Below are 23862 nucleotides of genomic sequence, written 5' to 3'. Positions count from 1 at the left end.
CGCCACCTTGTCCGCAGCCGCCCCGCACAGCGATGTGCTGATCGTCGGTGCCGGGAGTGCCGGTTCGGTTGTCGCCGAACGCCTTTCCGTCGATCCCAGCCGCACTGTCACGGTGCTGGAAGCAGGTCCCGGACTGGCCGACGCCGACCTGCTGGCGCGAACCCGCAACGGTCTGCAGCTGCCGATCGGTGCCGGCAGCCCGTTGGCCGAGCGTTACCTCAGCACGCTCACCGACCATCCCGCCCGGCAGGTGTCGTTGGTGCGCGGCAGCACTGTCGGAGGGTCCGGCGCCGTCAACGGCGGCTACTTCTGCCGGGGGTTGCCGGGCGACTTCGAGCGCATGGCGATCCCCGGATGGGCATGGGCCGACGTGCTCGACCACTTCCGGGCCATCGAGACCGATCTCGACTTCGCCACCCCCGCGCACGGCGCTACCGGTCGGATCCCGGTGCGTCGCACGCGCGACCTGACCGGCGTCACCGAAGCCTTTGTCGCCGCCAGCAGCCGGGCAGGCTTCAGCTGGGTCACCGACCTCAACGACGTCGGACCCGAACTGCCCGCGGGGGTGGGCGCCGTGCCGCTCAACATCGTCGAGGGAGTCCGTACCGGCTCCGGGGCGGCATTCCTGTTGCCCGCGCTGCAGCGCCCCAATCTGAGGCTGCTCGCCCGAACCCGGGTGATGCGGCTCCGCCTGGACGGCGCCACCGCCCTAGGTGTGCAGGCGGTGGGGCCGGATGGCCCGGTGGAGCTCACGGCAGACCGAATCATACTGAGCGCAGGCGCAATTCGATCAGCACATCTTTTGATGCTCTCGGGCATCGGCGATCCCACAATGCTGCGCACCGTCGGCGTGAAAGTTGCTGCGGCACTTCCGGTTGGGTTGCGGTGCAGCGATCATCCGGAATGGGTGATGCCGACCAGCTGGGAAGTGGCGTCGGACCATCCGGTGCTGGAGGTGGTGCTCAGCACCGCCGATGGCATCGAGATACGGCCATACACAGGGGGATTCGTAGCTATGACCGGCGATGGCACTGCCGGACATAAGGATTGGCCGCACATCGGTGTGGCGCTGATGCGCCCCCGATCGCGGGGGCGTATCTCCCTGATGTCTGCGGATCCCGACACGCCGCCGCGCATCGAGCATCGCTATGACAGTGAGCCGGACGACGTCGCGGACCTGCGTGCCGGAAGCGAGCTGGCTCGTGAATTCTGCGGCAGCGCAACAGGTCCTGCGGTCTGGTCGACATCACAACATCTGTGTGGCAGTGCTCCGATGGGTGCAGTAGGTGATCAGGATGCAGTGGTGGACAACAAGTGTCGTGTAATGGGTTTCGAAAACCTCTGGGTAATAGACGGATCGATCTTGCCGGTGATCCCCAGTCGCGGACCGCACGCCACCATCGTCATGCTCGGCCACCGCGCGGCCGACTTCGTCCGGTGAGCGGGTGCCCGATCAGCTCGACGCCGGGGCGGCTTCCCCGGCTTCCTGCACGCGAGCCACCGGAGCGGGCGTCAGCGCGGCTGCCGGTACCGCCCGTGCGGCCAGCGGCGCCGGCAGTGCCGACACCGTCGCCGTCTCCTCGATGTCGACGGGCTGTGCGTGGCTCACGGCCGGCGAGGCTGGACGGGTCGCCGGACCCGCCGGGCGCACCGCCCCCGCCGCTACTGCCGCCCCCACCGATCCCACCGGGGTTACCGCCGGCGCCATCGCCGAGCTCACCGGTGCGGCTGCTGCCGCCGAACCGATGGCCATCGTCTGCGCCGCCACCGCGGCCGCCGGCACCGCATGGACACTGTCGCTCAGGACCGAGCGTCCGAGCGTCTGCTGCGGCACGTTGACGGCCTCGGTCTGAACGGCCGACACGTTCGCCGCCTCGGTGACCGCGTAGGACTGGGAGCCCAGATTCATCAGCTGCACGAACTGGTCGTGAAAGGCCGCCGCCTGCGCGCTGAGCGCCTGGAAAGCCTCGGCGTGTGCACCGAACAGCGCCGCGAGTTCCGTCGACACCGCGTCGGTGCCCGCGGGGAGGAACGCACCCGTGGTGGGAAGTACGGCCGCGGCGTTGGCGTCACTGATCGCTGAGCCGATGTTCGCCAGATCCGTTGCTGCCGCGGCCACGTACTCCGGCGCAGCGATTACATACGACATATGGCCCCCCAGCCAAGGATGGATCGTGTTCGACGCCCGTTACGACCTTCCCCCTTTCTGCATGGTAGCCCTACCGGGCGCCGGCCGCGGCGTTTTCGCTCAGCGGGATCCGGCCCGTGTGCGGCCGGCCCGGATTCGCCGAGCCAGCCGCAGTTGGCGCCCGTCGCGCCCGGGAGCCCAGAACCCGATCAGCACGGCGGTCACGGCGACGATGACAGCCATGGTGACCGTCGACGCGTGCATGGCGTCCAGGAAAGCCCGCTGACTCAGCGCCGCCAAAGAATCACCCTGAGGCCCAAGCTTTTTGGCTACCTCGACGGCCGTCGCCAGTGAATCCGCGGCCGGCCCGCGCACCGGTTCGGGGAACGCCGTCAGGGTGGGCAGCAACTCGCGGCTGTAGCGCCCGGCGAGTATCGAGCCGGCCACGGCGATGCCCAGGGCCCCGCCCAGTTCGCGCGCGGTGTCGTTCACGGCAGAGGCCACCCCCTGCTTCTCGTCCGGAACGGCAGCCATGATCGCCGACGTCGTGGGGGCCGTGCACAAACCGATGCCGGTGCTCAGGATCAGCGTGGGCCAGGCGAAATCGAGGTAGGACGAGTGCAGGTCGAGTACGAGCATGCACAGGAAGCCCACCGCCATCATCAGCGTGCCCAGGAACAAGACCAGACGCAGACCCAGTTTCGGTACGTACCACCACGACAGCGCCGAGCAGATACCGAGCGGCACCATGAACGGCCCGAGCGCCACCGCGGTCATCAGGGGCGAGTACCCCATGATCTGCTGGACGTACTGCATGGCGAGAAAGAAGAAGCCGAAGGTGCCCCCGAACAGCACCACGATGGTTGCCACCCCGGTCGCGAAACTCGCGTCGCCGAACAGGCGTACGTCCAGAAGCGGGTGCCGTTTGCGGAATTCGACCACGGCGAACAGCGCGGCGATGGCCGTCCCGAGCATGAGCCCGCCCCATACCTGGATGTCGTCCCAGCCCCGTGTCGGCGCTTGCAGGATCGCGAACACTCCGATCGCGACGGCCGCGCCGATCAGTGCCGCGCCCCACCAGTCGACGCGGGGTGCGTCGTCGTCGCGGGAGGACGAGATCGTGCATGCCATAGCGAAGATCACCAGACCGCCCGCACCCAGCGACCAGAAGATGGCATGCCATTCCCAGAACCGGAGCAGCAGGCCGGAACCGAGCATGCCGACCACCCCGCCGGATCCCGCGGTGCCGGCCCAGATGCCAACTGCCCTGAGCCGCTGCTCTTTTGGATAGGCCACCGTCAGCAGCGACAGCGTGGCCGGCATGACGAACGCGGCGCCCACACCGGCCAGGGCGCGTCCGGCGATGATCTGGGTCGGGGAGTGCAGCAGCGCCGGCGCGATCGAGGCCAGCGAGAAGATCGTCAAGCCCGCGAGCAGCGCGCCCCGGCGGCCATACCGGTCACCGACGGCGCCGGCGGGCAGCAACAGGCAGGCCAGCGCCACGGTGTATCCGTCGACGACCCACGTCAGTTGCGTCTGCGTGGCCGAGGTGGCGACGGCAATGTCCCCGAGGGCGGTGTTCAGCGCCGTCATCGAGGCGACCACCAAGGAGACGCCCAGGCACGCGACGGTCAGCGTCCAGCGCTGCGCCCGGGTACTGGGACCGGCTTCGTTCCTGCGCTCGTCGGTTCGGACTAGGGTCTGGACCATGTGCGGCGCCCCCTCTTGGTGGCGAAGTAGTGACCGAGACTAATGGTCTCGTAGGTAGACCATTGATCTCGTTTCCAAACACGGAGGTGCATCACAATCTCTGAGGGCAGTTACCGGGACCCCCGTCCGGCACGGTCGCGGGCCCGTTTGCTGGAAGCCGCCGCGGCATTGCTGCGCAGCGGGGGACCCAGCGCGGTGACCGTCGACGCGGTGACGCGTGCCGCCAATGTCGCCCGGGCCACCCTCTACCGCCATTTCCCCAGCGGAAATGATTTGCTCGCAGCAACATTCAGCAGTCTCATCCCGGCCGCGCCGATGCCTCCGGCCGAAGGATCGCTGCGCGACCGGCTGCTGGCCCTCGTGCTGGCACAGGCCGACCTCATCGCCGAAGCCCCCGCGGTGCTGACTGCGATGGCGTGGCTGGCGCTGGGCCCCGACCTGCAGCAGCTGCCCGCGCCCGGCCGTTCACTGGGCGCGCAGAACGCGATCACCGGCCTGCGTGAGCGCATCGCCCAGCAGTACGCCGCCCCGTTCGACGCTCTGTTCGACGGCCCGCACGCTGCCGAACTGGGTGAGGTGGACCGGTCCAGCGCCATCGCCCTGTTGATCGGACCACTGGTGCTGGGCCGGCTGAGCACATTGCCTGACTTCGACTACCGCGAGACGGCGCGCGCCGCGGTCGACGGTTTCCTCGAAGTCCAGTGCCGGCGCGGCGCGGGCCCGGGCCCGGACATCGAATCGACTGGGGCGTGAGCCCCGGCACTACAGGCCGGTCCGGTCCCTGATCCGCTGCCGCACCGCGGCCTTGCCTTCCTCGAGTGTTGCCAGGCCCAGGCGGGTGGCGCTCCACTGGAATTCGTTCTCGAGGATCCATCGGACGTACGCCAGTTCCGAATGCTCCAACAGCTGAATGGCTTCCAACAGCGCTTCCCGCACCGGACGGGCCGGCCTGATCAGACCCCTGAGGGGCGGGAAGCCGCGGAACATCCACTCGCTGAAGTCGGACAACGCGAGGGCCGGAACACGCCTGGGTGCGTCGGGACCGAAGGCTGCCATGAGTTCAGCGGCCAATTCGGCCGGTGGTGCGCCGTTGATCCAGTCGATCATGGGTTGGGCGGCGTCAGGTTCTCCCGGATTCGGTCCCGTCACGGCCTGGCAGCCTACGCCCGCCTGCCGGTGCTGTCAGAAGACCGGGGAGCGGCAGGGAAAAGCGCTGGTAGGGTCGCTGGCGGCGACGGGTCTGGACCGTCCGGCGCAGACCGGGGGCGCTGCACCGCAGGCCGGCCGGCGTTCACGACCCGGGATTTGGCCGACGCGGTGATCTGAGGCATACTGTTCAGGTTGCCTTGCGCCAGGTTTACCCCTGGCCGGGCATACGACCAGCGCCCACCATGGGCGCGTCCGGTCCCCACCTTGGAGCGCGACTATTTCGGCCGCCTACAAGGCTGCGTGCGGGTGACACACCCGACCGCGGGGAGCGGTTGAACCACGACAGGTAAACAGCGGCGCAGTATCCGGCGCAACGCTAGATCGGCCCTCGGCGAGGGTGGTCGATCCGCGCGCCGGGGGGCACCGGGTCCGATACAGGACTCACAGTTCGAGGCTCGAAGTCCGATCACGGGCTGACAGTGTGGGAGAAGAGGTAGGAGAAGCGTGGCGGGACAAAAGATCCGCATCAGGCTCAAGGCCTACGACCATGAGGCTATTGACGCGTCGGCGCGCAAGATCGTCGAGACCGTCGTCCGTACCGGGGCCAGCGTCGTAGGACCGGTGCCGCTGCCGACGGAAAAGAATGTGTACTGCGTCATCCGCTCTCCGCATAAGTACAAGGACTCGCGGGAGCACTTCGAGATGCGTACACACAAGCGTCTGATCGACATCCTCGACCCGACGCCGAAGACCGTTGACGCATTGATGCGCATCGATCTTCCGGCCAGCGTCGACGTCAACATCCAGTAGGAGCTTGGGCAGCAATGGCGAGAAAAGGCATTCTGGGTACCAAGCTGGGCATGACGCAGGTATTCGACGAGAACAACAGAGTCGTGCCGGTGACTGTCGTCAAGGCCGGGCCGAACGTGGTGACCCGCGTGCGTACCCCGGAGCGTGACGGATACAGCGCCGTGCAACTGGCTTACGGCGAAATCAGCCCACGCAAGGTCAACAAGCCGGTCACCGGCCAGTACGCGGCCGCGGGTGTCAACCCGCGCCGGCACCTGGCGGAGTTGCGGCTGGACGACGCGGAGGCGGCGGCCGAGTACGAGGTCGGCCAGGAGCTGACGGCGGAGATCTTCGCCGACGGCGCCTACGTCGACGTCACCGGCACCTCCAAGGGCAAGGGCTTCGCCGGGACGATGAAGCGGCACGGTTTCCGCGGGCAGGGCGCCAGCCACGGCGCCCAGGCAGTGCACCGCCGCCCGGGTTCCATCGGCGGATGTGCCACTCCGGCAAGGGTGTTCAAGGGCACTCGGATGTCCGGCCGGATGGGTAACGACCGGGTGACCGTGCAGAACCTGGTGGTGCACAAGGTCGACGCCGCCAACGGCGTGCTGTTGATCAAGGGCGCGGTCCCCGGCCGCACCGGTGGACTGGTCGTGGTCCGCACCGCGATCAAGCGAGGTGAGAAGTAATGACTCTCAAGATTGACGTGAAGACGCCGGCAGGCAAGGTCGACGGCTCGATCGAGCTGCCCGCCGAGCTGTTCGACGCACCGGCCAACATCGCACTGATGCACCAGGTGGTCACGGCGCAACGCGCCGCGGCACGTCAGGGTACGCACTCGACGAAGACCCGCGGTGATGTCAGCGGTGGAGGCCGCAAGCCGTACCGGCAGAAGGGAACCGGCCGGGCCCGCCAGGGTTCGACCCGGGCCCCGCAGTTCACCGGTGGTGGCGTGGTGCACGGTCCCAAGCCGCGCGACTACAGCCAGCGCACGCCCAAGAAGATGATCGCCGCCGCGCTGCGCGGGGCGCTGTCGGACCGGGCCCGCAACGGACGCATCCACGCGGTCACCGAGCTGGTGGAGGGGCAGACCCCGTCGACCAAGAGCGCCAAGGCGTTTCTGGGCACCCTGACCGATCGCAAGCAGGTTCTGGTGGTCGTCGGCCGGGCCGACGAGGCCGGCGTGAAGAGTGTGCGCAACCTGCCCGGTGTGCATATCCTGCCGCCGGACCAGCTGAACACCTATGACGTGCTGCGCGCCGACGACGTGGTGTTCAGCGTCGAGGCGCTGAACGCCTACATCGCGAGCAATACCGCCAACACCGCCAATGCGGCGTCTTCCGAGGAGGTTTCGGCCTGATGGCGACCATCGCTGACCCCCGCGACATCATCCTGGCGCCGGTCATCTCCGAGAAGTCCTACGGGCTGCTGGACAACAACGTGTACACGTTCGTGGTGCACCCCGACTCGAACAAGACGCAGATCAAGATCGCTATCGAGAAGATCTTCGCCGTCAAGGTCGCCTCGGTGAACACCGCGAATCGGCAGGGCAAGCGCAAGCGCACCCGGTCCGGTTACGGGACGCGCAAGAGCACCAAGCGCGCCATCGTCACCCTGGCACCGGGCAGCAAGCAGATTGACCTGTTCGGAGCCCCGGCCTAGGGCCGAGCGCGAGAGAAAGATCTGATTAGACATGGCAATTCGCAAGTACAAGCCGACGACCCCGGGTCGTCGCGGCGCCAGCGTGTCGGATTTCTCCGAGATCACCCGATCGACTCCGGAGAAGTCGCTGGTTCGCCCGCTGCACAGCAAGGGCGGCCGTAACGCGCACGGGCGGATCACCACCCGTCACCAGGGTGGCGGCCACAAGCGCGCCTACCGGGTGATCGACTTCCGTCGCAACGACAAGGACGGCGTCAACGCCAAGGTCGCGCACATCGAGTACGACCCGAACCGCACCGCCCGGATTGCGCTGCTGCACTTTCTGGACGGGGACAAGCGCTACATCATTGCGCCGAACGGTCTCTCGCAGGGCGACATCGTCGAGTCGGGCGCCAACGCCGACATCAAGCCCGGCAACAACCTGCCGTTGCGCAACATCCCGGCCGGCACCTTGGTGCACGCGGTGGAGTTGCGGCCCGGCGGCGGTGCCAAGCTGGCGCGTTCGGCCGGCTCGAGCATCCAGTTGCTAGGCAAGGAAGCCACCTACGCCTCGTTGCGCATGCCCAGCGGTGAGATCCGCCGAGTCGACGTCCGCTGCCGCGCGACGGTCGGCGAGGTGGGTAACGCCGAGCAGGCGAACATCAACTGGGGCAAGGCCGGTCGTATGCGGTGGAAGGGCAAGCGCCCCTCCGTCCGTGGTGTGGTGATGAACCCGGTCGACCACCCGCACGGTGGTGGTGAGGGTAAGACCTCCGGTGGTCGTCACCCCGTCAGCCCGTGGGGCAAGCCCGAGGGCCGTACCCGCAATCCGAACAAAGCCAGTAACAAGCTCATTGTCCGACGCCGGCGTACCGGCAAGAAGCACGGCCGGTAGGAGTAACCAACCATGCCACGCAGCCTGAAGAAGGGTCCGTTCGTCGACGACCATCTGCTCAAGAAGGTCGACGTGCAGAACGAGAAGAACACCAAGCAGGTCATCAAGACCTGGTCGCGACGGTCGACCATCATTCCGGACTTCATCGGCCACACGTTCGCGGTGCACGACGGCCGCAAGCACGTGCCGGTGTTCGTCACCGAATCGATGGTGGGTCACAAGCTGGGGGAGTTCGCGCCCACCCGCACCTTCAAGGGACACATCAAGGACGACCGGAAGAGTAAGCGGCGATGAGTACTACCACTGAATATCCGTCGGCGACCGCGGTGGCGCGGTTCGTGCGGGTGTCGCCCACGAAAGCGCGCCGCGTCATCAACCTGGTGCGTGGCCGTTCGGTGGCTGACGCCCTCGACATCCTGCGCTGGGCGCCGCAAGCGGCCAGCGAGCCCGTGGCCAAGGTGATCGCCAGTGCCGCGGCCAACGCGCAGAACAACAACGGTCTGGACCCCACCACCCTGGTGGTGGCCACGGTGTATGCCGACGAGGGCCCGACCGCCAAGCGGATCCGCCCCCGCGCGCAGGGCCGTGCGTTCCGGATCCGGCGGCGCACCAGCCACATCACGGTGATCGTCGAGAGCCGGCCGAGCAAGGACGAGCGTTCCTCGAAGTCGTCGCGCACCCGGCGGGCCGAGGGCAGTAAGGCCGCCGCCAAGGCACCCGCCAAGAAAGCGGCGGCCAAAGCGCCCGCCAAGAAGGCACCCGCAAAGACTGCTGAGGCTTCTGAAGCGAAGGGAGGCTCAGACTAGTGGGCCAGAAGATCAATCCGCACGGCTTCCGCCTGGGCATCACCACCGACTGGAAGTCCCGCTGGTACGCCGACAAGCAGTACTCCGAGTACGTCAAGGAGGATGTGGCGATCCGGAGGCTGCTGTCGTCGGGTCTGGAGCGGGCCGGCATCGCCGACGTGGAGATCGAGCGGACCCGCGACCGGGTCCGGGTCGACATCCACACCGCACGGCCGGGCATCGTCATCGGCCGCCGTGGCACCGAGGCTGACCGCATCCGCGCCGACCTGGAGAAGCTGACCAAGAAGCAGGTCCAGCTGAACATCCTCGAGGTGAAAAACCCGGAGTCGCAAGCACAATTGGTGGCTCAGGGCGTCGCAGAGCAGCTCAGCAACCGGGTGGCGTTCCGCCGGGCGATGCGCAAGGCCATTCAGTCGGCCATGCGCCAGCCCAACGTCAAGGGCATCCGGGTGCAGTGCTCGGGCCGTCTCGGCGGCGCTGAGATGAGTCGCTCGGAGTTCTACCGCGAAGGTCGCGTTCCGCTGCACACCCTGCGGGCGGACATCGACTACGGCCTGTACGAGGCCAAGACCACCTTCGGCCGGATCGGCGTGAAGGTCTGGATTTACAAGGGCGACATCGTCGGAGGCAAGCGCGAATTGGCCGCTGCCGCGCCGGCCGCCGACCGTCCGCGGCGTGAGCGGCCGTCGGGCACCCGTCCGCGCCGCAGCGGCGCCTCGGGCACCACGGCGACCGGTACCGACGCGGGCCGGGCAGCCGGCGGCGACGAAGCCGCGGCTCCGGCCGACGCCGGAACTGCGGCACCCGCAGAAGCGCAGAGCACGGAGAGCTGAATCATGTTGATTCCCCGCAAGGTTAAACACCGCAAGCAGCACCACCCGCGCCAGCGCGGTATCGCCAGTGGCGGCACCGCGGTAAACTTCGGCGACTACGGCATCCAGGCGCTCGAACACGCCTACGTCACCAACCGGCAGATCGAGTCCGCTCGTATCGCCATCAACCGGCACATCAAGCGTGGCGGCAAGGTGTGGATCAACATCTTCCCCGACCGGCCGCTGACCAAGAAGCCCGCCGAGACCCGAATGGGTTCGGGTAAGGGTTCGCCGGAGTGGTGGGTGGTGAACGTCAAGCCCGGACGAGTGCTGTTCGAGCTGAGCTACCCGAACGAGCAGATCGCCCGTGCGGCGCTCACCCGAGCGATCCACAAGCTGCCGATCAAGGCACGCATTGTTACCCGAGAGGAGCAGTTCTGATGGCAGTGGGAATTTCCCCTGGCGAACTGCGCGAGCTCACCGACGAGGAGCTGCAGGAGCGGGTCCGCGAATCGAAGGAAGAGCTGTTCAACCTGCGCTTCCAAATGGCGACCGGCCAGCTGAGCAACAACCGCCGGCTCCGCACGGTGCGTCAGGAGATCGCGCGCGTCTACACGGTGCTGCGGGAACGAGAACTGGGTCTGGCTAGCGGCCCCGATGGGTCTGACGGTAAGGAATCGTGATGGCAGAGGCGAAGAAAGCGGCTCCCAAAGCGGACGCCCCCGCAAAAGACAAGGGCCCCAAGCACACTCCGGCCAACCCCAAGCCGCGCGGTCGTCGCAAGACCCGCATCGGCTACGTGGTGAGCGACAAGATGCAGAAGACCATCGTTGTCGAGCTCGAGGACCGTGTGCGGCACCCGTTGTACGGCAAGATCATTCGGACGACGAAGAAGGTCAAGGCCCACGACGAGAACAGCATCGCCGGCATCGGCGACCGCGTCTCGCTGATGGAGACACGGCCGCTCTCGGCGACCAAGCGCTGGCGCCTCGTCGAGATCCTCGAGAAGGCCAAGTAGCTCTCGCGAGCAGACGCACAAGCCCCCGTTTCAGCGGCGAAACGGGGGTTTTTGCTTCTCTCACACAGCATTTCGCGGGCGGGGTGTAGAACCCGTCCACCGATCGGGGGACAGCAGAAACCACCCCATCCACGGCTCATCAGGGGACATCGCCGGCGGAGTTGAATCGTTAGTTTCGAATTGCACGATTCAACCAGCGAATTGAAGGAGAAGTTATGTCCCACGAGATGTTGTTCGGCGAGCACGAGATCGTCTACACGGCGCCGATTTACAGCGCGACCGACGTCTGCGAGTAGAGACGCCGAGTTGGTTGCTACCGACCCCGGCGGTGCCTGCGCACGTCGGGGTCATCGGTAGCTTCGGCCCGAGCCCGAACGGATCTGCATGACAATCTGCTCAACGCCCAGCCTGCTCGGTGTGGACCTCACCGACCCGGACAACTTCGCCGACGGCTTCCCGTATGACATCTTCGAGTCCCATCGCCGTGAGGCGCCGGTGTTCTGGCATGAGCCCACCGAGCACACGCCCGATGACGAAGGCTTCTGGTCGGTCGCAACGTACGCCGAAACCATTGCCGTGCTGCGTGATTCGACGACGTACTCGTCAGAGACCGGCGGTAAGCGGCCGTTCGGCGGCACCTTGCTGCAAGACTTCCCGGTGTCCGGCCGGCTGATCAACATGATGGACGACCCGCGGCACGGCGCTATCCGGCGGTCGGTCAGCTCCGGTCTGGGGCCCCGGGTGATCGGCCGGATCGAGGACGACCTGCGTCGCCGGGCGCGCCGGTTGTTCGATCAGATCAAACCTGGCGAGGTATTCGACTTCGGCGTCGACGTCGCAGCCGAACTGCCCACGCAGATGATCTGCATTCTGCTCGGGGTGCCCGAGGTCGACCGGCACTGGCTGTTCGAAGAGATCGAGGCCGGCCTGAACTTCCGCGGCTCCCGTACGGAGTTCGTCTCATGGATCTACGGCACCGACGCACAGTCCCGGCGCGACGAATACGGGCGTGAGCTGATCGCGCGCAAGCGGGCCGAGCCGGCCGACGACATGTTGTCGATCGTGGCCAACGCCACCGTCGACGGCAGGCCGTTCATGTCGGACGAAGAGGTGTATCTGTTCTTTCATCAGCTGTTCAGCGCGGGCAGTGACACCACCCGCAGCGTCACCTCCGTCAGCCTGCTCGCCCTGGCCGAACAGCCCGATCAATGGCGCCGGCTTCGCCACGACATCAGCATGTTGCCCACGGCGATCGAGGAATTCGTGCGATGGACGACTCCGTCACCGTCCAAGCGGCGCACCGCCACTCGTGACGTCACCCTCGCCGGGCACCGCATCGAGGCGGGCCAGAAGGTACTGGTCTGGGATGCCTCGGCCAACCGCGACCCCAGGGTGTTCGACCGGGCCGACGAATTCGACATCACCCGAAAGCCCAATCCGCATCTGGGGTTCGGGCAGGGCGTGCACTATTGCCTGGGCGCCACCCTGGCCCGCCTGGAGCTGCGGGTGTTCTTCGAGGAACTGTTGCCGCGGTTCGAGGGCATCGAGGTGGTAGCGCCGCCGCAGTGGGTCGGCAGCAACCGGCGCAACGGGCTGAGCAGTTTGATGGTCCGGATGCACTGACGCCAACCCCGGGAGATGCCCGCAGAATCTCAGCCGATTACTACCTAGCGCGTGTAATGTCCTCGGTCGTTCGGGTGGTCAATACAACGGTAAGGCTGGCGGTATATGACGGGGCAGTCGAGTCAATTCCAGGGCAAGATCGAGCTGGACATTCGTGATTCGGAACCGGACTGGGGCCCCTACGCGGCGCCGACCGCGCCCGAGAATGCGCCCAACATCCTGTACCTGGTATGGGACGACACCGGGATCGCGACCTGGGACTGCTTCGGCGGACTGGTGGAGATGCCGGCGATGACGCGGATCGCCGAGCGCGGCGTGCGCCTGTCGCAGTTCCACACGACTGCCCTGTGCTCCCCGACCCGCGCGTCGCTGCTCACCGGCCGCAACGCCACCACCGTCGGCATGGCCACTATCGAAGAGTTCACCGACGGCTTCCCCAACTGCAACGGGCGTATCCCGGCCGATACCGCATTGCTCTCCGAGGTGCTTGCCGAGCACGGCTACAACACCTACTGCGTGGGTAAGTGGCACTTGACGCCGCTGGAGGAGTCCAGCATGGCCGCCACCAAACGGCACTGGCCGACTTCGCGCGGCTTCGAGCGCTTCTACGGTTTCATGGGCGGCGAGACCGACCAGTGGTACCCCGACCTGATGTACGACAACCATCCGGTGAACCCGCCTGCCACCCCGGAGGAGGGCTATCACCTGTCGAAAGACCTCGCGGACAAGACGATTCAGTTCATCCGCGACGCCAAGGTGATCGCGCCCGACAAACCGTGGTTCAGCTACGTCTGCCCCGGCGCCGGTCACGCGCCGCACCACGTCTTCACCGAATGGGCCGACAAATACGACGGTGTGTTCGACATGGGCTACGAGAAGTACCGCGAGATCGCGCTGGAAAAGCAGAAGGCGATGGGCATCGTGCCGCCCGACACCGAGTTGTCGCCGATCAACCCCTACCTCGACGTCAAGGGGCCCAACGGCGAGCAGTGGCCGCTGCAGGACACGGTGCGGCCCTGGGATTCCCTGAACGACGAAGAGAAAAAGTTGTTCAGCCGGATGGCCGAGGTGTTCGCCGGCTTCCTCAGCTACACCGATGCGCAGATCGGGCGGATCCTCGACTACCTGGAAGAGTCCGGCCAGCTCGACAACACCATCATCGTGGTGATTTCCGACAACGGGGCCAGCGGCGAAGGCGGCCCGAACGGATCGGTCAACGAAGGCAAGTTCTTCAACGGCTACATCGACAGCGTCGAGGAGAGCATGAAGCTCTTCGATCAGCTCGGCGGACCGCAGACCTACAACCACTACCCGATCGGGTGGGCGATGGCCTTCAACACGCCCTACAAGCTGTTCAAGCGCTACGCCTCGCACGAGGGTGGGATCGCGGACACCGCAATCATCTCCTGGCCCAACGGCATCGCCGCGCACGGCGAGGTCCGGGACAACTACGTCAACGTCAGCGACATCACGCCGACCGTCTACGACCTGCTGGGCATGACGCCGCCGGATACCGTCAAAGGCATTCCGCAGAAGCCGCTGGACGGAGTGAGTTTCAAGGCGGCCCTTGATGATTCGCGCGCGGACACCGGTAAGAAGACCCAGTTCTACACGATGCTGGGCACCCGCGGGATCTGGCATGAGGGATGGTTCGCCAACACCGTCCACGCCGCCACCCCGGCCGGCTGGTCGCACTTCGACGCCGACCGCTGGGAGCTGTTCCACATCGAAGCCGACCGCAGTCAGTGCCACGACCTGGCCGCCGAGCAGCCGGAGAAGCTCGAGGAACTCAAGGCGCTGTGGTATTCCGAGGCCGAGAAGTACAACGGACTGCCGCTGTCGGACCTCAACATCATGGAAACCATGATGCGGTCGCGGCCCTACCTGGTGGGCGAGCGGGACAGTTACGTCTACTACCCCGATTGCGCTGACGTCGGCATCGGCGCCGCCGCGGAGATCCGTGGCCGCTCCTTCGCCGTGCTGGCCGACGTGACGGTGGACACCACCGGGGCCGAAGGAGTGCTCTACAAACAGGGCGGAGCGCACGGCGGGCACGTACTGTTCATCCAGGACGGCCGCCTGCAATACGTGTACAACTTCCTCGGCGAACGCCACCAGCAGATCCAGTCCAACGGCCCGATTCCGTTGGGCCGGCACCTGTTCGGTGTCCGCTACGAGCGGACCGGCACCGTCGCCGACAGCCATACGCCGATCGGCACCGTGACGCTGTATTTCGACGAACACCCCGTCGGCACGCTTCCCGACGTCGTCACCCATCCCGGAACGTTCGGGCTGGCCGGTGCCGGTATCACGGTGGGCCGCAACGGCGGCTCGGCGGTGTCCAGCAAGTACAAGGCGCCGTTCGTGCTCACCGGGGCCAGCGTCGCCGAGGTGACCATCGACCTGTCGGGCCGGCCCTACGAAGACGTGGAAAAGGATCTTGCGCTTGCCTTTTCGCGCGACTGAGATGTCGGCGAGACGGCTGGTGGCCCTGGTTTGCCTGCTGGGTGCGCTGACCGGTTGCCAAACCCACGGCGGAGGCTCGGGGGCCGCGCCACCGCATCCGGACCCAGCCGAACCGGTGCCCGGCATCGCGCCGACCCACCCCGACCGCATACCGCCGGACGACGCGGCCTGCGTCGTCGCACCGACCGGCGACGGCGAGCCCACCGTGGCGACGGTGTCCGACCCGGAGGCGCCCCGGATCACGATCAGCGTGCCGCGCGGCTGGACTTCAGCTCCCGGCGCTGGTGACACGGCACTGACGGCGAGCGGTCCCGACACCCTGTCGGCGACGGTGACCATCGCGGCCACCGACCTGACGCCCGAAAGCGCGTTCCTGCGCCACACGGCGACGGCCGGCGGTGCCCTGCCGCGGCTGAAGTTCTCGATAACCGGTTCGCCGTTCTGTGGCTACAGCAGTCAGCAACTCACCGGCACACTGCAAGGGCCCTCCGGCGGAATCGACTTCGCCGATCGGGTCACCCACATCTGGACCAACACCAGGCAATATTTGGTGACCATCCATGTGCAAGCGCACGTGGGCACGCCCGGTTTCAAGGAGGCGAGGTCCAGTTTGACCCAGGACTTCGCGGTCGTCATACCCTGAGGTGGTGCTGACGGAGCTGGTTGAACTTCCGGGCGGGTCCTTCCGGATGGGGTCGACGAGCTTCTATCCCGAGGAAGCGCCGATCCACACCGTGACCGTGGCCCCGTTCGCGGTGGAGCGTCACCCGGTGACCAATGCGCAATTCGCCGAATTCGTAGACGCCACAGGCTATGTGACGGTGGCGGAGCAGGCGCTGGACCCGGCGCTGTATCCCGGCGCCAACCCGGCGGACCTGGTTCCGGGGGCGATGGTGTTCCGGCCGACGGCGGGTCCGGTCGATCTGCGCGACTGGCGGCAGTGGTGGGACTGGGCTCCGGAAGCCTGCTGGCGCCGGCCGTTCGGGGCAGGCAGTGATGTACTTGACCGGCCTGAGCATCCCGTCGTGCAGGTGGCCTATCCCGATGCGGCAGCCTACGCCCGCTGGGCCGGACGGCGGCTGCCGACCGAGGCCGAATGGGAGTACGCGGCCCGCGCCGGAGCGACGGGGACTTACGCATGGGGGGACGAAGAGAAGCCCGGTGGCCGGCTGATGGCCAACACCTGGCAGGGCAGGTTCCCGTATCGCAACGACGGTGCGCTGGGCTGGATCGGCACCTCGCCGGTGGGGACGTTCCCGGCCAACGGCTTCGGCCTGGTCGACATGATCGGCAACGTCTGGGAGTGGACGACGACCGAGTTCAGCGCACACCACCGAATCTCGCAGCCGCCCAAGTCCTGTTGCACGCCGACCGGTCCGGCCGATCCGACAGTCAGCCAGACCCTCAAAGGCGGATCGCACCTGTGTGCGCCGGAGTACTGCCACCGCTACCGGCCCGCCGCGCGATCGCCGCAATCGCAGGACACCGCAACCACCCATATCGGCTTCCGGTGCGTGTTGGATTCAAAGTCGCACTGAACAAATGCGTGTATGTGTCGCTCGGTGCCTGGTCGCCGGTTAGTGTGTGACGAGTTTCACCGACCTCGCCCGTGTTGTCACCGAAAGGCCGCGACCGATGAGCCACCAGGCCCCGCCGCCCGCACCCCCGGCACCGCCCACCCCGTCGGCGCCGGCATCGCCGCCGCCGAAGTCTTCCTCGCGGGGCAGGCGCATTCTGATCGACCTCGGCGTGATTCTGGCCGTGGTTGTGGTCTACGTGCTCTCGCTGGTCGGTGTGCACCTGCTGGCCACCTCGGCCGAAGGACTTCCCGAGCCGGACTTCGGCACCACCGACGACACCGTGGTGCAGGTCAAGGTCGAGGAGCTGGACACGGTCAACAACCGCCTCAAGGTGAGTGTGCTTGTCGTTCCGGAGGATTCGAAGTTCGACAAGAAGTTCCACGTGTTGACCCAGGATCTGACTGTCCGGATGTATCCGGAGAACGACCTGGGCGACCTGCAGTACCCGGTCGGCAAGTCGCCGGCGCAACAGGCCACCTACCTGGACGCGGAAGGCGATCCGGCCAACTGGCCCTTCGACTCCTACAGCACCGGCACCATCTCCGCGCAGGTCTTCGGCGGGACTGGGGAGAACCGCTCGGTCGAGGACGCGCGCGTCGAGGTGATCGGATCGGTGGGCGGCTGGGACGTGACCGTGCGACGGGTCGGTGAATCCACTCAGAGCTCCCCGCGGCCCGACAACGTGATCATCACCTTGCACCGGTCCAAGAGCACGCTGATCTTCGACGTCGGCATCGTGCTGGTACTGCTCGCCCTGCCCGCCCTGGCGCTGTGGGTGTCCATCCCGATGGCGTTGGGCAAGAAGAAGTTTCTGCCACCGTTCGTGTCGTGGTTCGCCGCCATGCTGTTCGCGGTGGTGCCATTGCGAAATATCTTCCCCGGGAAGCCGCCGGAAGGGTCATGGGTCGACCAGGCCATCACGCTGTGGGTGCTGCTCGCACTGATCGTCGCGATGACGCTGTTCATCCTGGCCTATCGAAAACAGTCGGACTGAGGTCCGCCCCGGGACTTCACTCCGCCTGCAGCGAGCCGCCCACCGCGCCGATCGCGTCGACGGCCTCGGACACCCTGGCCTGGAATCCGGGCGGCAGCGGGATGTAGCCGACCCTGTTCAGGTCGACCTGACCCGGCCCGATCGCGGCCTGCAGGAACGCTTTGACCGCGAGTGCGACATCGGCTGTGGGGTACCTGGAGCAGACGATCTCGTAGGTGGCCAGCACGATCGGGTATACGTCCGGTTGGGCCGGGTTGTAGAACGACGAGATGTCGAGCACAAGATTATTGCCCTCGCCGACGATCTTGGCCCCGCTGATGGTCTTCCCGACGGTGTCGGTGCCGATCCGCACCGGCCGCAGCGACCGGCGGCTGGCGGGTGTCTTGATCTCTGCGGCGTAGAGACCTTGTTCGAGCGCGAAGGACAATTCGTTGTAGCTGATCGCACCCTCGGTGGTCTTGACCAACTCCGCCGTGCCCTTGTTGCCGACGGCGCCGATGCCGATGCCGCCGTTGAATGCCTTGCCGGTGCCTTGTTTCCACGCGCCGGCCGACGCGGCGTTCAGATAGGACTGGAAGTTGTCGGTGGTGCCGGACGCGTCGCTGCGGTAGACGACGCGGATGTCTTCGGCCGGCATCGACGCGTTCAGCGCGGTGAGCGCGGGGTCGTCCCAGCGCGTGATGGTGCCGTTGAAAATTCTGGCGAGGGTGGGTCCGTCGAGCACCAGGGTGTCCACGTTGGCCAGGTTGTACGTTATGGCCATGGGGCCGAACACGACGGGAAGGTTCCAGGCATCGGCCCCGCCGCACCGCTCTTTGGCGGCGGCGTACTGGTCACCTGACAGGGGCGTGTCCGAGCCGGCCAAATCGGTCTTGCCGGAGAGGAATTCGTTGATCCCGGCGCCGGAGCCGATGGCGTTGTAGTTGAGCGTCTGTTGGGTGCAGGCCTTGTGGTAGGCATCGACGAACCGTGTCATTGCATGGGCCTGTGCGGTGGAGCCGCTGGCGAGCAGCGTCTGCTTACCGCCGCAGTCCACCTTGGCCCCGCTGACGTAGGGGAGAGTGGCCTGCGCGGTGGTGCAGGCTGAGAGCACCAGCGCACCCGTGGCCAGCAGGCTGACGGCAGACGGTCGGAGCACACTGACATTTACAACTGCCGGAATAGGCCTACAGGCAAACGCCCGGTGAACCGATAGCCCGCTCTGGATGAACGTCTGGCGTGCCGCGGCGGGCAGCGGATCCGGCCCCTGGATTGCCGCCAGATGTATTGCGGGTGAACGTAATTCAGTCGAGGCGCGGGGGTTCGGTGAGTTCGCTAGCATCTGACTGCGCCTCGACGGAGGCGGCGTGGTGAGCGGAGGTGCGTAGTGACCACCGAAGCCCCACCCACCCCTACGCCGGAGAAACCCACCCCGGCAGCGGAGAAGCCGCCCAAGAAGAAGAAGAAGCCGGCGGGCAGGAAGCAGCAGAAGCCCCGCATCCTGGTGGGCATCATCATCCTGACGGTCATCGTCATCTTCTATGTCCTCTCGCTGGTCGGCGTTCACTTCCTGCAGAGGTCAGAGGGGCCGCTGCCGCCGCTGGACCTCAGCCAGGGTGGTGGCGATGCCACGATCGTGCAGCTGCGCCTCGAGGAGCTGAAGCCGGTAGCCAACCGGCTGACCGTGGCTGTGCTTGTCTATCCGAGCATTTCGTCGTACGACAACCGCTTCGACGTGCTGGGCACCGACGTCGCGGTGCGGCTGTATCCCACCAGCGACCTGGGCGACCTGCACTACCCGAAGGGCAAGGCGCCGGCACAGCTGATCACCACCGTGGAAGCCCACGGCGATCCCGGCAACTGGCCTTTCGACTCCTACCGCACCGAACCGATTGCCGCCGACGCGTTCGTGGGCCCCGGTGACAACCTGAAGAAGGTGCCTGCCCGCGTGGAGGTGACCGGATCGCTCGATGGGTGGGAGATCAGCGTCAACCGCGTGCATGATCCCGCCGCGCTTCCCACCTCACGCGCCATGGACAACGGAAACGTCGTCATCACTTTCAAAAGGGCCAAGGGCCCGCTGATCTTCGACCTGGGCATCTGCCTGGTGCTCATCGCGCTGCCCACCCTGGCCCTGCTGGTGGCCGTCCCGATGGCTCTGGGCAGGAGGAAGTTTTTGCCGCCGTTCGCAACCTGGTACGCCGCAAACCTGTTCGCCATCGTCCCGCTGCGCAACATCCTTCCGGGCGCTCCGCCACCGGGCTCGTGGATCGACCAGGCCATCGTGCAGTGGGTGCTGATCGCGCTGGTGACCGCGATGAGCCTGTACATCGTCGCTTGGGTCCGGCAGGGAGACTGATCTACCATCTGACTTCGTGTCTCCCGACGCTGCCACGCCTGAGTCGGAAGCTCCCGAACGCAAACACATGTCGGTGCGAAAGCACCTGCTGCTCGACTCGTCGATTCTCATCGGCTTCGTCGCGTTCTACACCTTCACCCTCCTGAACTATCAGTGGCTGGCGCCGCACCCGCTGCCCAAAGTGGACCTGCGATCCCCCAAGGACACCGTGGTGAAGGTGCACATCGACAACCTGCGCAACAAAGACAACCTGCTCGACGTGACGCTGGTGCTCAAGCCGAACGAAGCGATCGTCAACAAGAAGACCGGCCGACTCACTACCGGCACCGCGGTGCGCTTCCCCCTGCAGGACGACATGGGGGAGGTGACCTACGACCTCGACACTGCGCCCGAACCCAAAAACACCACCATCGAGGCGCGCGGTGAGCCGCGCAACTGGCCGTTGGACACCTACACCACCGACCCGATCCGGGCGGAGTGGCTGGTCGGTGCCGGCGACGACCGCCACTACGAAGCCGCCAAGATCGAGGTGGACGGATCGGCGGACGGTTTCGACATCGACGTGGCCCGGGTTGAAGACAGCCCCAACGACGTCGTCATCACGCTGAAGCGGACCAGGGCGCAGCGGATCTTCGACATCGGTATCTGCCTGGTGCTCATCACGCTTCCGGCGGTGGCGTTGTTCGTCGCCATCCAGATGGTGACGCGCCGGCGGCCGTTCCTGCCGCCGTTCGGCACCTGGTACGCGGCAATGCTGTTCGCGGTGGTGCCGTTGCGCAACTTCCTGCCCGGCTCGCCGCCGACGGGTGCCTGGATCGACCAAGGGTTGGTGATCTGGGTGTTGCTGGGATTGGCCGCCGCCATGGTGATCTACATCGTGGCGTGGTATCGAGACCGGGTCTGAGGGCCGACGAGCAAGGGCATAAAGTCCTTAATGGCGCACCTTTTGCTGCTGTGTTAACCCAGGTGAAGGGTTATGTTACGGCCGTGTAGCACGTTGTATCAAAGGCTGCTAGCAAACAAATCTGTTGCTAATCTGCCGCAGTGACAGTGCACAGGGAACTCGCATCGGCGGGGACTCGGCCCGAAGACGCGGATTCCGAGTTCGGCCCGGATTCGGAGTTCGACATCGCCAAGACATTCGCGTTGCCCGCGCACAGCCCCGAGGACGCCGCCCTCAGGGGGCGCCGCCGCCACCTGGTACTCGACGTCTCCGTCGTCGTGAGCGTTGTCGTCGTCTACCTGCTGTCGCTGTTCGGCTACCACCTGCTGGCCACCTCGCCCGGACCGCTGCCGGAGCCCGACATGACGACCACGGACAACAGTGTGGTTTTGGTGCGCATCGAGCAACTGCACGCCGTCGAACATCGTCTGGACGTGAAAGTACTTGTCAAACCCGATGATTCGATGATCGACCCGCGGTTGAACGTGTTGAACACCGATACCTCGGTGCGCTTTTTCCCGCAGAACGACCTGGGTGATCTGCAGTACCCGGTGGGGAAGTCGCCGGCGCAGGTGGCGACCACCATTCCGGCGCACGGCGAGCCTGGCGACTGGCCGTTCGACACCTACACGACCGACACGATCCAGGCTGACGTGCTCGTCGGAGCCGGCGACGGCCGTCAGTACAAGCCGGCCCGGGTGGAGGTGACCGGCGTGCTGGAAGGCTGGGACGTGTCGGCGACCCGGGTCGGGCGCGACAGCCACGATCCAAACCGCCCCGACAACGTGATCATCACCATCAAGCGCGCCAAGGGGCCACTGGTCTTTGATCTGGGAATCTGCCTGGTGCTGGTAGCGCTTCCGACGCTGGCCCTGTTCGTGGCCATCCAGATGCTGACCGGCCGGCGCAAGTTCCTGCCGCCGTTTTCCACCTGGTACGCCGCGATGCTGTTCGCGGTGGTGCCGTTGCGCAACATCCTGCCCGGTTCCCCGCCCGCCGGTTCCTGGGTGGACCAGGCCGTGGTCATCTGGGTGCTGATCGGCCTCGCGACCGCGTTGATCCTCTACATCCTGGCCTGGCACCGGCAGGGGGACTAGGGCGCGGGGCAGTCAGTGCCTGGTTTTCGCCGGCGGATAAACCGATCGGGCGATCGTCGCCGAGATCCATCCGATGAGCCAGCCGCCGGCGAAGATCAGGAAGGTATACAGGCGGTCGGGGTAGGCCAGCGCCACAACAGTCAGCACCACTGCCCAGGTCAACGCGCAGCCGATGCTGTAACCCGAATAGGTCCCCCGCAGCCGCATACGACCAAAAATACTCGCCGGCGGCAGCGGGCGGTCTGCGGCAATTTGGTGCTGAGCGGACCGTCCCCTAGACTCTAGGGGTTGCCTTGGGCAGACCTCGGCCGGTGCAGACTGGCCCCGCGTGCCCTTCGGTGACAACCGTTTTTCAAGACCGCGCACGTCAGGTGCTCAAAAAGCATGTCCTAGCCTGCCGCGCACACGTCCACCAGGTCAGGAGATCGAGTGATTCAGCAAGAATCGCGGCTGAAGGTCGCCGACAACACCGGCGCCAAGGAGATCTTGTGCATCCGCGTGCTCGGCGGCTCGTCGCGACGCTATGCCGGCATCGGCGACATCATCGTCGCCACGGTGAAAGACGCCATCCCCGGCGGCAACGTCAAACGGGGTGACGTCGTGAAGGCCGTCGTGGTGCGCACCGTCAAGGAGCGCAGGCGCCCGGACGGCAGCTACATCAAGTTCGATGAGAACGCCGCGGTGATCATCAAGCCCGACAACGACCCGCGCGGCACCCGCATCTTCGGACCGGTCGGTCGCGAGCTGCGGGAGAAGAAGTTCATGAAGATCATCTCGCTCGCCCCGGAGGTGTTGTAGGTGAAGGTCCACAAAGGCGACACCGTGCTGGTCATCGCCGGCAAGGACAAGGGTGCCAAGGGCAAGGTCATTCAGGCCTACCCGGATCGCAACCGGGTGCTGGTCGAAGGCGTCAACCGGATCAAGAAGCACACCGCGGTCTCGACCAACCAGCGCGGCGCGCGCTCGGGTGGCATCGTCACCCAGGAAGCTCCGATTCACGTGTCGAACGTGATGGTGGTCGACTCCGACGGCAAGCCCACCCGCATCGGCTACCGCGTGGATGAGGAGACCGGCAAGCGGGTCCGCATCTCCAAGCGCAACGGCAAGGACATCTGACGATGACAACTGCAGAGAAGACGCTGCCGCGTCTAAAAGAGCGTTATCGCAACGAGATTCGGGACGCGCTGCACAAGCAGTTCGGCTACGCCAACGTCATGCAGATCCCGACGGTGACCAAGGTCGTCGTCAACATGGGCGTCGGTGAGGCGGCCCGTGACGCCAAGCTGATCAACGGCGCCGTCAACGACCTGTCGCTGATCACCGGCCAGAAGCCGGAGATCCGTAAGGCGCGCAAGTCCATCGCGCAGTTCAAGTTGCGCGAAGGCATGCCGATCGGCGCCCGGGTCACCCTGCGTGGCGACCGGATGTGGGAGTTCCTCGACCGGCTCACCTCGATCGCGCTGCCCCGTATCCGTGACTTCCGCGGCTTGTCGCCCAAGCAGTTCGACGGTGTCGGCAACTACACCTTCGGCCTCGCCGAGCAGTCGGTGTTCCACGAGATCGACGTGGACAAGATCGACCGGGTCCGCGGCATGGACATCAGCGTCGTCACCTCGGCGACTAACGACGACGAAGGACGAGCGCTGTTGCGGGCCCTCGGCTTTCCCTTCAAGGAGAACTGAGCAGATGGCGAAGAAGGCACTGGTCAACAAAGCCAACCGCAAGCCCAAGTTCGCGGTGCGCGGCTACACACGCTGCAGCAAATGCGGCCGTCCGCGTGCGGTTTTCCGCAAGTTCGGGCTGTGCAGGATCTGCTTGCGCGAGATGGCGCATGCGGGCGAATTGCCCGGCGTGCAGAAGAGCAGTTGGTGAG

Annotated in this window: 30 protein-coding genes and 1 pseudogene; 25 read left to right on the top strand and 6 right to left on the bottom strand. The window is 66.2% G+C overall.

What is annotated here, in order from left to right; all coding sequences use genetic code 11:
- Positions 1-7 precede the first annotated feature (7 nt).
- Complete coding sequence (gene mftG / locus QXK92_RS14345) at positions 8-1441, top strand: mycofactocin system GMC family oxidoreductase MftG (RefSeq protein WP_306242245.1); 1434 nt, start codon at positions 8-10, stop codon at positions 1439-1441.
- A 12-nt stretch (positions 1442-1453) separates the two neighbouring features.
- Here the strand turns inward: mftG and QXK92_RS14340 are convergent, their stop codons facing one another.
- Complete coding sequence (locus QXK92_RS14340; protein ID WP_306242244.1) at positions 1454-2149, bottom strand: PE family protein; 696 nt, start codon at positions 2147-2149, stop codon at positions 1454-1456.
- Positions 2150-2248: 99 nt separating this feature from the next.
- On the bottom strand, positions 2249-3838 hold the full coding sequence (locus QXK92_RS14335; protein ID WP_306242243.1) for an MFS transporter: 1590 nt from the start codon (positions 3836-3838) through the stop codon (positions 2249-2251).
- Between the two features lie 90 nt (positions 3839-3928).
- Here QXK92_RS14335 and QXK92_RS14330 point away from each other — a divergent pair, with 90 nt between their 5' ends.
- Positions 3929-4591 (top strand): TetR/AcrR family transcriptional regulator, encoded by a 663-nt coding sequence (locus tag QXK92_RS14330; protein WP_371934556.1) that lies wholly within the window; start codon positions 3929-3931, stop codon positions 4589-4591.
- A gap of 9 nt (positions 4592-4600) precedes the next feature.
- Here QXK92_RS14330 and QXK92_RS14325 read toward each other — a convergent pair whose 3' ends face one another.
- Complete coding sequence (locus QXK92_RS14325; protein WP_306242242.1) at positions 4601-4987, bottom strand: hypothetical protein; 387 nt, start codon at positions 4985-4987, stop codon at positions 4601-4603.
- A 125-nt stretch (positions 4988-5112) separates the two neighbouring features.
- Positions 5113-5328 (bottom strand): annotated as a pseudogene (locus QXK92_RS34110) (hypothetical protein); the annotation flags it as partial.
- A 163-nt stretch (positions 5329-5491) separates the two neighbouring features.
- On the opposite strand from QXK92_RS34110, the gene rpsJ reads away from it, so the two are divergent.
- From rpsJ to QXK92_RS14245, 16 genes are all read left to right on the top strand, one after another.
- Positions 5492-5797, top strand: a complete 306-nt coding sequence (gene rpsJ / locus QXK92_RS14320) for a 30S ribosomal protein S10 (RefSeq protein WP_003873519.1) — start codon at positions 5492-5494, stop codon at positions 5795-5797.
- A 14-nt stretch (positions 5798-5811) separates the two neighbouring features.
- The gene (rplC, locus tag QXK92_RS14315) at positions 5812-6465 is read left to right on the top strand and encodes a 50S ribosomal protein L3 (RefSeq protein ID WP_306242241.1); all 654 of its coding nucleotides are present in this window, start codon (positions 5812-5814) and stop codon (positions 6463-6465) included.
- Complete coding sequence (gene rplD, locus QXK92_RS14310; protein WP_306242240.1) at positions 6465-7136, top strand: 50S ribosomal protein L4; 672 nt, start codon at positions 6465-6467, stop codon at positions 7134-7136. The genes rplC and rplD overlap by 1 nt, the downstream gene beginning before the upstream one ends.
- The gene (rplW, locus tag QXK92_RS14305) at positions 7136-7438 is read left to right on the top strand and encodes a 50S ribosomal protein L23 (protein ID WP_055576365.1); all 303 of its coding nucleotides are present in this window, start codon (positions 7136-7138) and stop codon (positions 7436-7438) included. The genes rplD and rplW overlap by 1 nt, the downstream gene beginning before the upstream one ends.
- Before the next feature lie 31 nt (positions 7439-7469).
- The gene (gene rplB / locus QXK92_RS14300; protein ID WP_306242239.1) at positions 7470-8312 is read left to right on the top strand and encodes a 50S ribosomal protein L2; all 843 of its coding nucleotides are present in this window, start codon (positions 7470-7472) and stop codon (positions 8310-8312) included.
- A gap of 12 nt (positions 8313-8324) precedes the next feature.
- The gene (gene rpsS / locus QXK92_RS14295; RefSeq protein ID WP_011739061.1) at positions 8325-8606 is read left to right on the top strand and encodes a 30S ribosomal protein S19; all 282 of its coding nucleotides are present in this window, start codon (positions 8325-8327) and stop codon (positions 8604-8606) included.
- Positions 8603-9118: a 50S ribosomal protein L22 gene (gene rplV / locus QXK92_RS14290; RefSeq protein WP_306242238.1), complete on the top strand. Its 516-nt coding sequence runs from the start codon at positions 8603-8605 to the stop codon at positions 9116-9118. Before rpsS ends, rplV begins: the two co-directional genes overlap by 4 nt.
- Complete coding sequence (gene rpsC, locus QXK92_RS14285; RefSeq protein ID WP_306242237.1) at positions 9118-9951, top strand: 30S ribosomal protein S3; 834 nt, start codon at positions 9118-9120, stop codon at positions 9949-9951. Before rplV ends, rpsC begins: the two co-directional genes overlap by 1 nt.
- 3 nt (positions 9952-9954) lie before the next feature.
- On the top strand, positions 9955-10371 hold the full coding sequence (gene rplP, locus QXK92_RS14280) for a 50S ribosomal protein L16 (RefSeq protein ID WP_055576361.1): 417 nt from the start codon (positions 9955-9957) through the stop codon (positions 10369-10371).
- Complete coding sequence (gene rpmC / locus QXK92_RS14275) at positions 10371-10613, top strand: 50S ribosomal protein L29 (protein WP_065137386.1); 243 nt, start codon at positions 10371-10373, stop codon at positions 10611-10613. Before rplP ends, rpmC begins: the two co-directional genes overlap by 1 nt.
- Positions 10613-10948 carry a 30S ribosomal protein S17 gene (gene rpsQ, locus QXK92_RS14270; RefSeq protein ID WP_205876466.1) on the top strand — a complete coding sequence of 112 codons (336 nt, stop codon included), beginning with the start codon at positions 10613-10615 and terminating at the stop codon, positions 10946-10948. The genes rpmC and rpsQ overlap by 1 nt, the downstream gene beginning before the upstream one ends.
- Before the next feature lie 390 nt (positions 10949-11338).
- Positions 11339-12571 (top strand): cytochrome P450, encoded by a 1233-nt coding sequence (locus tag QXK92_RS14265; protein ID WP_371934555.1) that lies wholly within the window; start codon positions 11339-11341, stop codon positions 12569-12571.
- A 105-nt stretch (positions 12572-12676) separates the two neighbouring features.
- Positions 12677-15037, top strand: coding sequence for an arylsulfatase (locus tag QXK92_RS14260; protein ID WP_306242234.1), 2361 nt, complete (start codon positions 12677-12679; stop codon positions 15035-15037).
- Positions 15018-15680 carry a hypothetical protein gene (locus QXK92_RS14255; protein WP_306242233.1) on the top strand — a complete coding sequence of 221 codons (663 nt, stop codon included), beginning with the start codon at positions 15018-15020 and terminating at the stop codon, positions 15678-15680. Before QXK92_RS14260 ends, QXK92_RS14255 begins: the two co-directional genes overlap by 20 nt.
- Positions 15681-15684: 4 nt before the next feature.
- Positions 15685-16575, top strand: coding sequence for a formylglycine-generating enzyme family protein (locus tag QXK92_RS14250; RefSeq protein WP_306242232.1), 891 nt, complete (start codon positions 15685-15687; stop codon positions 16573-16575).
- A gap of 97 nt (positions 16576-16672) precedes the next feature.
- The gene (locus QXK92_RS14245) at positions 16673-17611 is read left to right on the top strand and encodes a DUF4436 domain-containing protein (RefSeq protein WP_306242231.1); all 939 of its coding nucleotides are present in this window, start codon (positions 16673-16675) and stop codon (positions 17609-17611) included.
- A 16-nt stretch (positions 17612-17627) separates the two neighbouring features.
- Here QXK92_RS14245 and pstS read toward each other — a convergent pair whose 3' ends face one another.
- Positions 17628-18749 carry a phosphate ABC transporter substrate-binding protein PstS gene (gene pstS / locus QXK92_RS14240; RefSeq protein WP_306242230.1) on the bottom strand — a complete coding sequence of 374 codons (1122 nt, stop codon included), beginning with the start codon at positions 18747-18749 and terminating at the stop codon, positions 17628-17630.
- 228 nt (positions 18750-18977) lie between these two features.
- Between pstS and QXK92_RS14235 the strand changes: the two genes are divergently transcribed.
- The 3 genes from QXK92_RS14235 (at position 18978) to QXK92_RS14225 (ending at position 21989) form a co-directional block, all read left to right on the top strand.
- The gene (locus QXK92_RS14235; protein ID WP_371934516.1) at positions 18978-19949 is read left to right on the top strand and encodes a DUF4436 domain-containing protein; all 972 of its coding nucleotides are present in this window, start codon (positions 18978-18980) and stop codon (positions 19947-19949) included.
- 16 nt (positions 19950-19965) lie between these two features.
- Positions 19966-20853, top strand: coding sequence for a DUF4436 domain-containing protein (locus QXK92_RS14230; protein WP_306242228.1), 888 nt, complete (start codon positions 19966-19968; stop codon positions 20851-20853).
- Between the two features lie 224 nt (positions 20854-21077).
- Complete coding sequence (locus QXK92_RS14225) at positions 21078-21989, top strand: DUF4436 domain-containing protein (protein WP_306244430.1); 912 nt, start codon at positions 21078-21080, stop codon at positions 21987-21989.
- Positions 21990-22001: 12 nt separating this feature from the next.
- On the opposite strand, the gene QXK92_RS14220 is transcribed toward QXK92_RS14225, so the two are convergent.
- The gene (locus QXK92_RS14220) at positions 22002-22196 is read right to left on the bottom strand and encodes a hypothetical protein (RefSeq protein WP_306242227.1); all 195 of its coding nucleotides are present in this window, start codon (positions 22194-22196) and stop codon (positions 22002-22004) included.
- 222 nt (positions 22197-22418) lie between these two features.
- On the opposite strand from QXK92_RS14220, the gene rplN reads away from it, so the two are divergent.
- The 4 genes from rplN to QXK92_RS14200 are packed head-to-tail and all read left to right on the top strand — an operon-like array spanning position 22419 to position 23861.
- Positions 22419-22787, top strand: a complete 369-nt coding sequence (rplN, locus tag QXK92_RS14215) for a 50S ribosomal protein L14 (protein WP_055580336.1) — start codon at positions 22419-22421, stop codon at positions 22785-22787.
- Positions 22788-23105 carry a 50S ribosomal protein L24 gene (rplX, locus tag QXK92_RS14210; protein ID WP_065043583.1) on the top strand — a complete coding sequence of 106 codons (318 nt, stop codon included), beginning with the start codon at positions 22788-22790 and terminating at the stop codon, positions 23103-23105. It begins immediately after the preceding gene.
- Between the two features lie 2 nt (positions 23106-23107).
- Entirely contained in the window at positions 23108-23671 is a 564-nt protein-coding gene (gene rplE, locus QXK92_RS14205) for a 50S ribosomal protein L5 (RefSeq protein WP_306242226.1), read from the top strand.
- Between the two features lie 4 nt (positions 23672-23675).
- On the top strand, positions 23676-23861 hold the full coding sequence (locus tag QXK92_RS14200; RefSeq protein ID WP_055580333.1) for a type Z 30S ribosomal protein S14: 186 nt from the start codon (positions 23676-23678) through the stop codon (positions 23859-23861).
- Position 23862 lies beyond the last annotated feature (1 nt).

The organism is Mycobacterium sp. TY815, from assembly GCF_030755135.1.
GTDB lineage: Bacteria > Actinomycetota > Actinomycetes > Mycobacteriales > Mycobacteriaceae > Mycobacterium.
The sequence above is the reverse complement of the archived record's forward strand: the minus strand, read 5'-3'. Positions and strand labels throughout refer to the sequence as shown.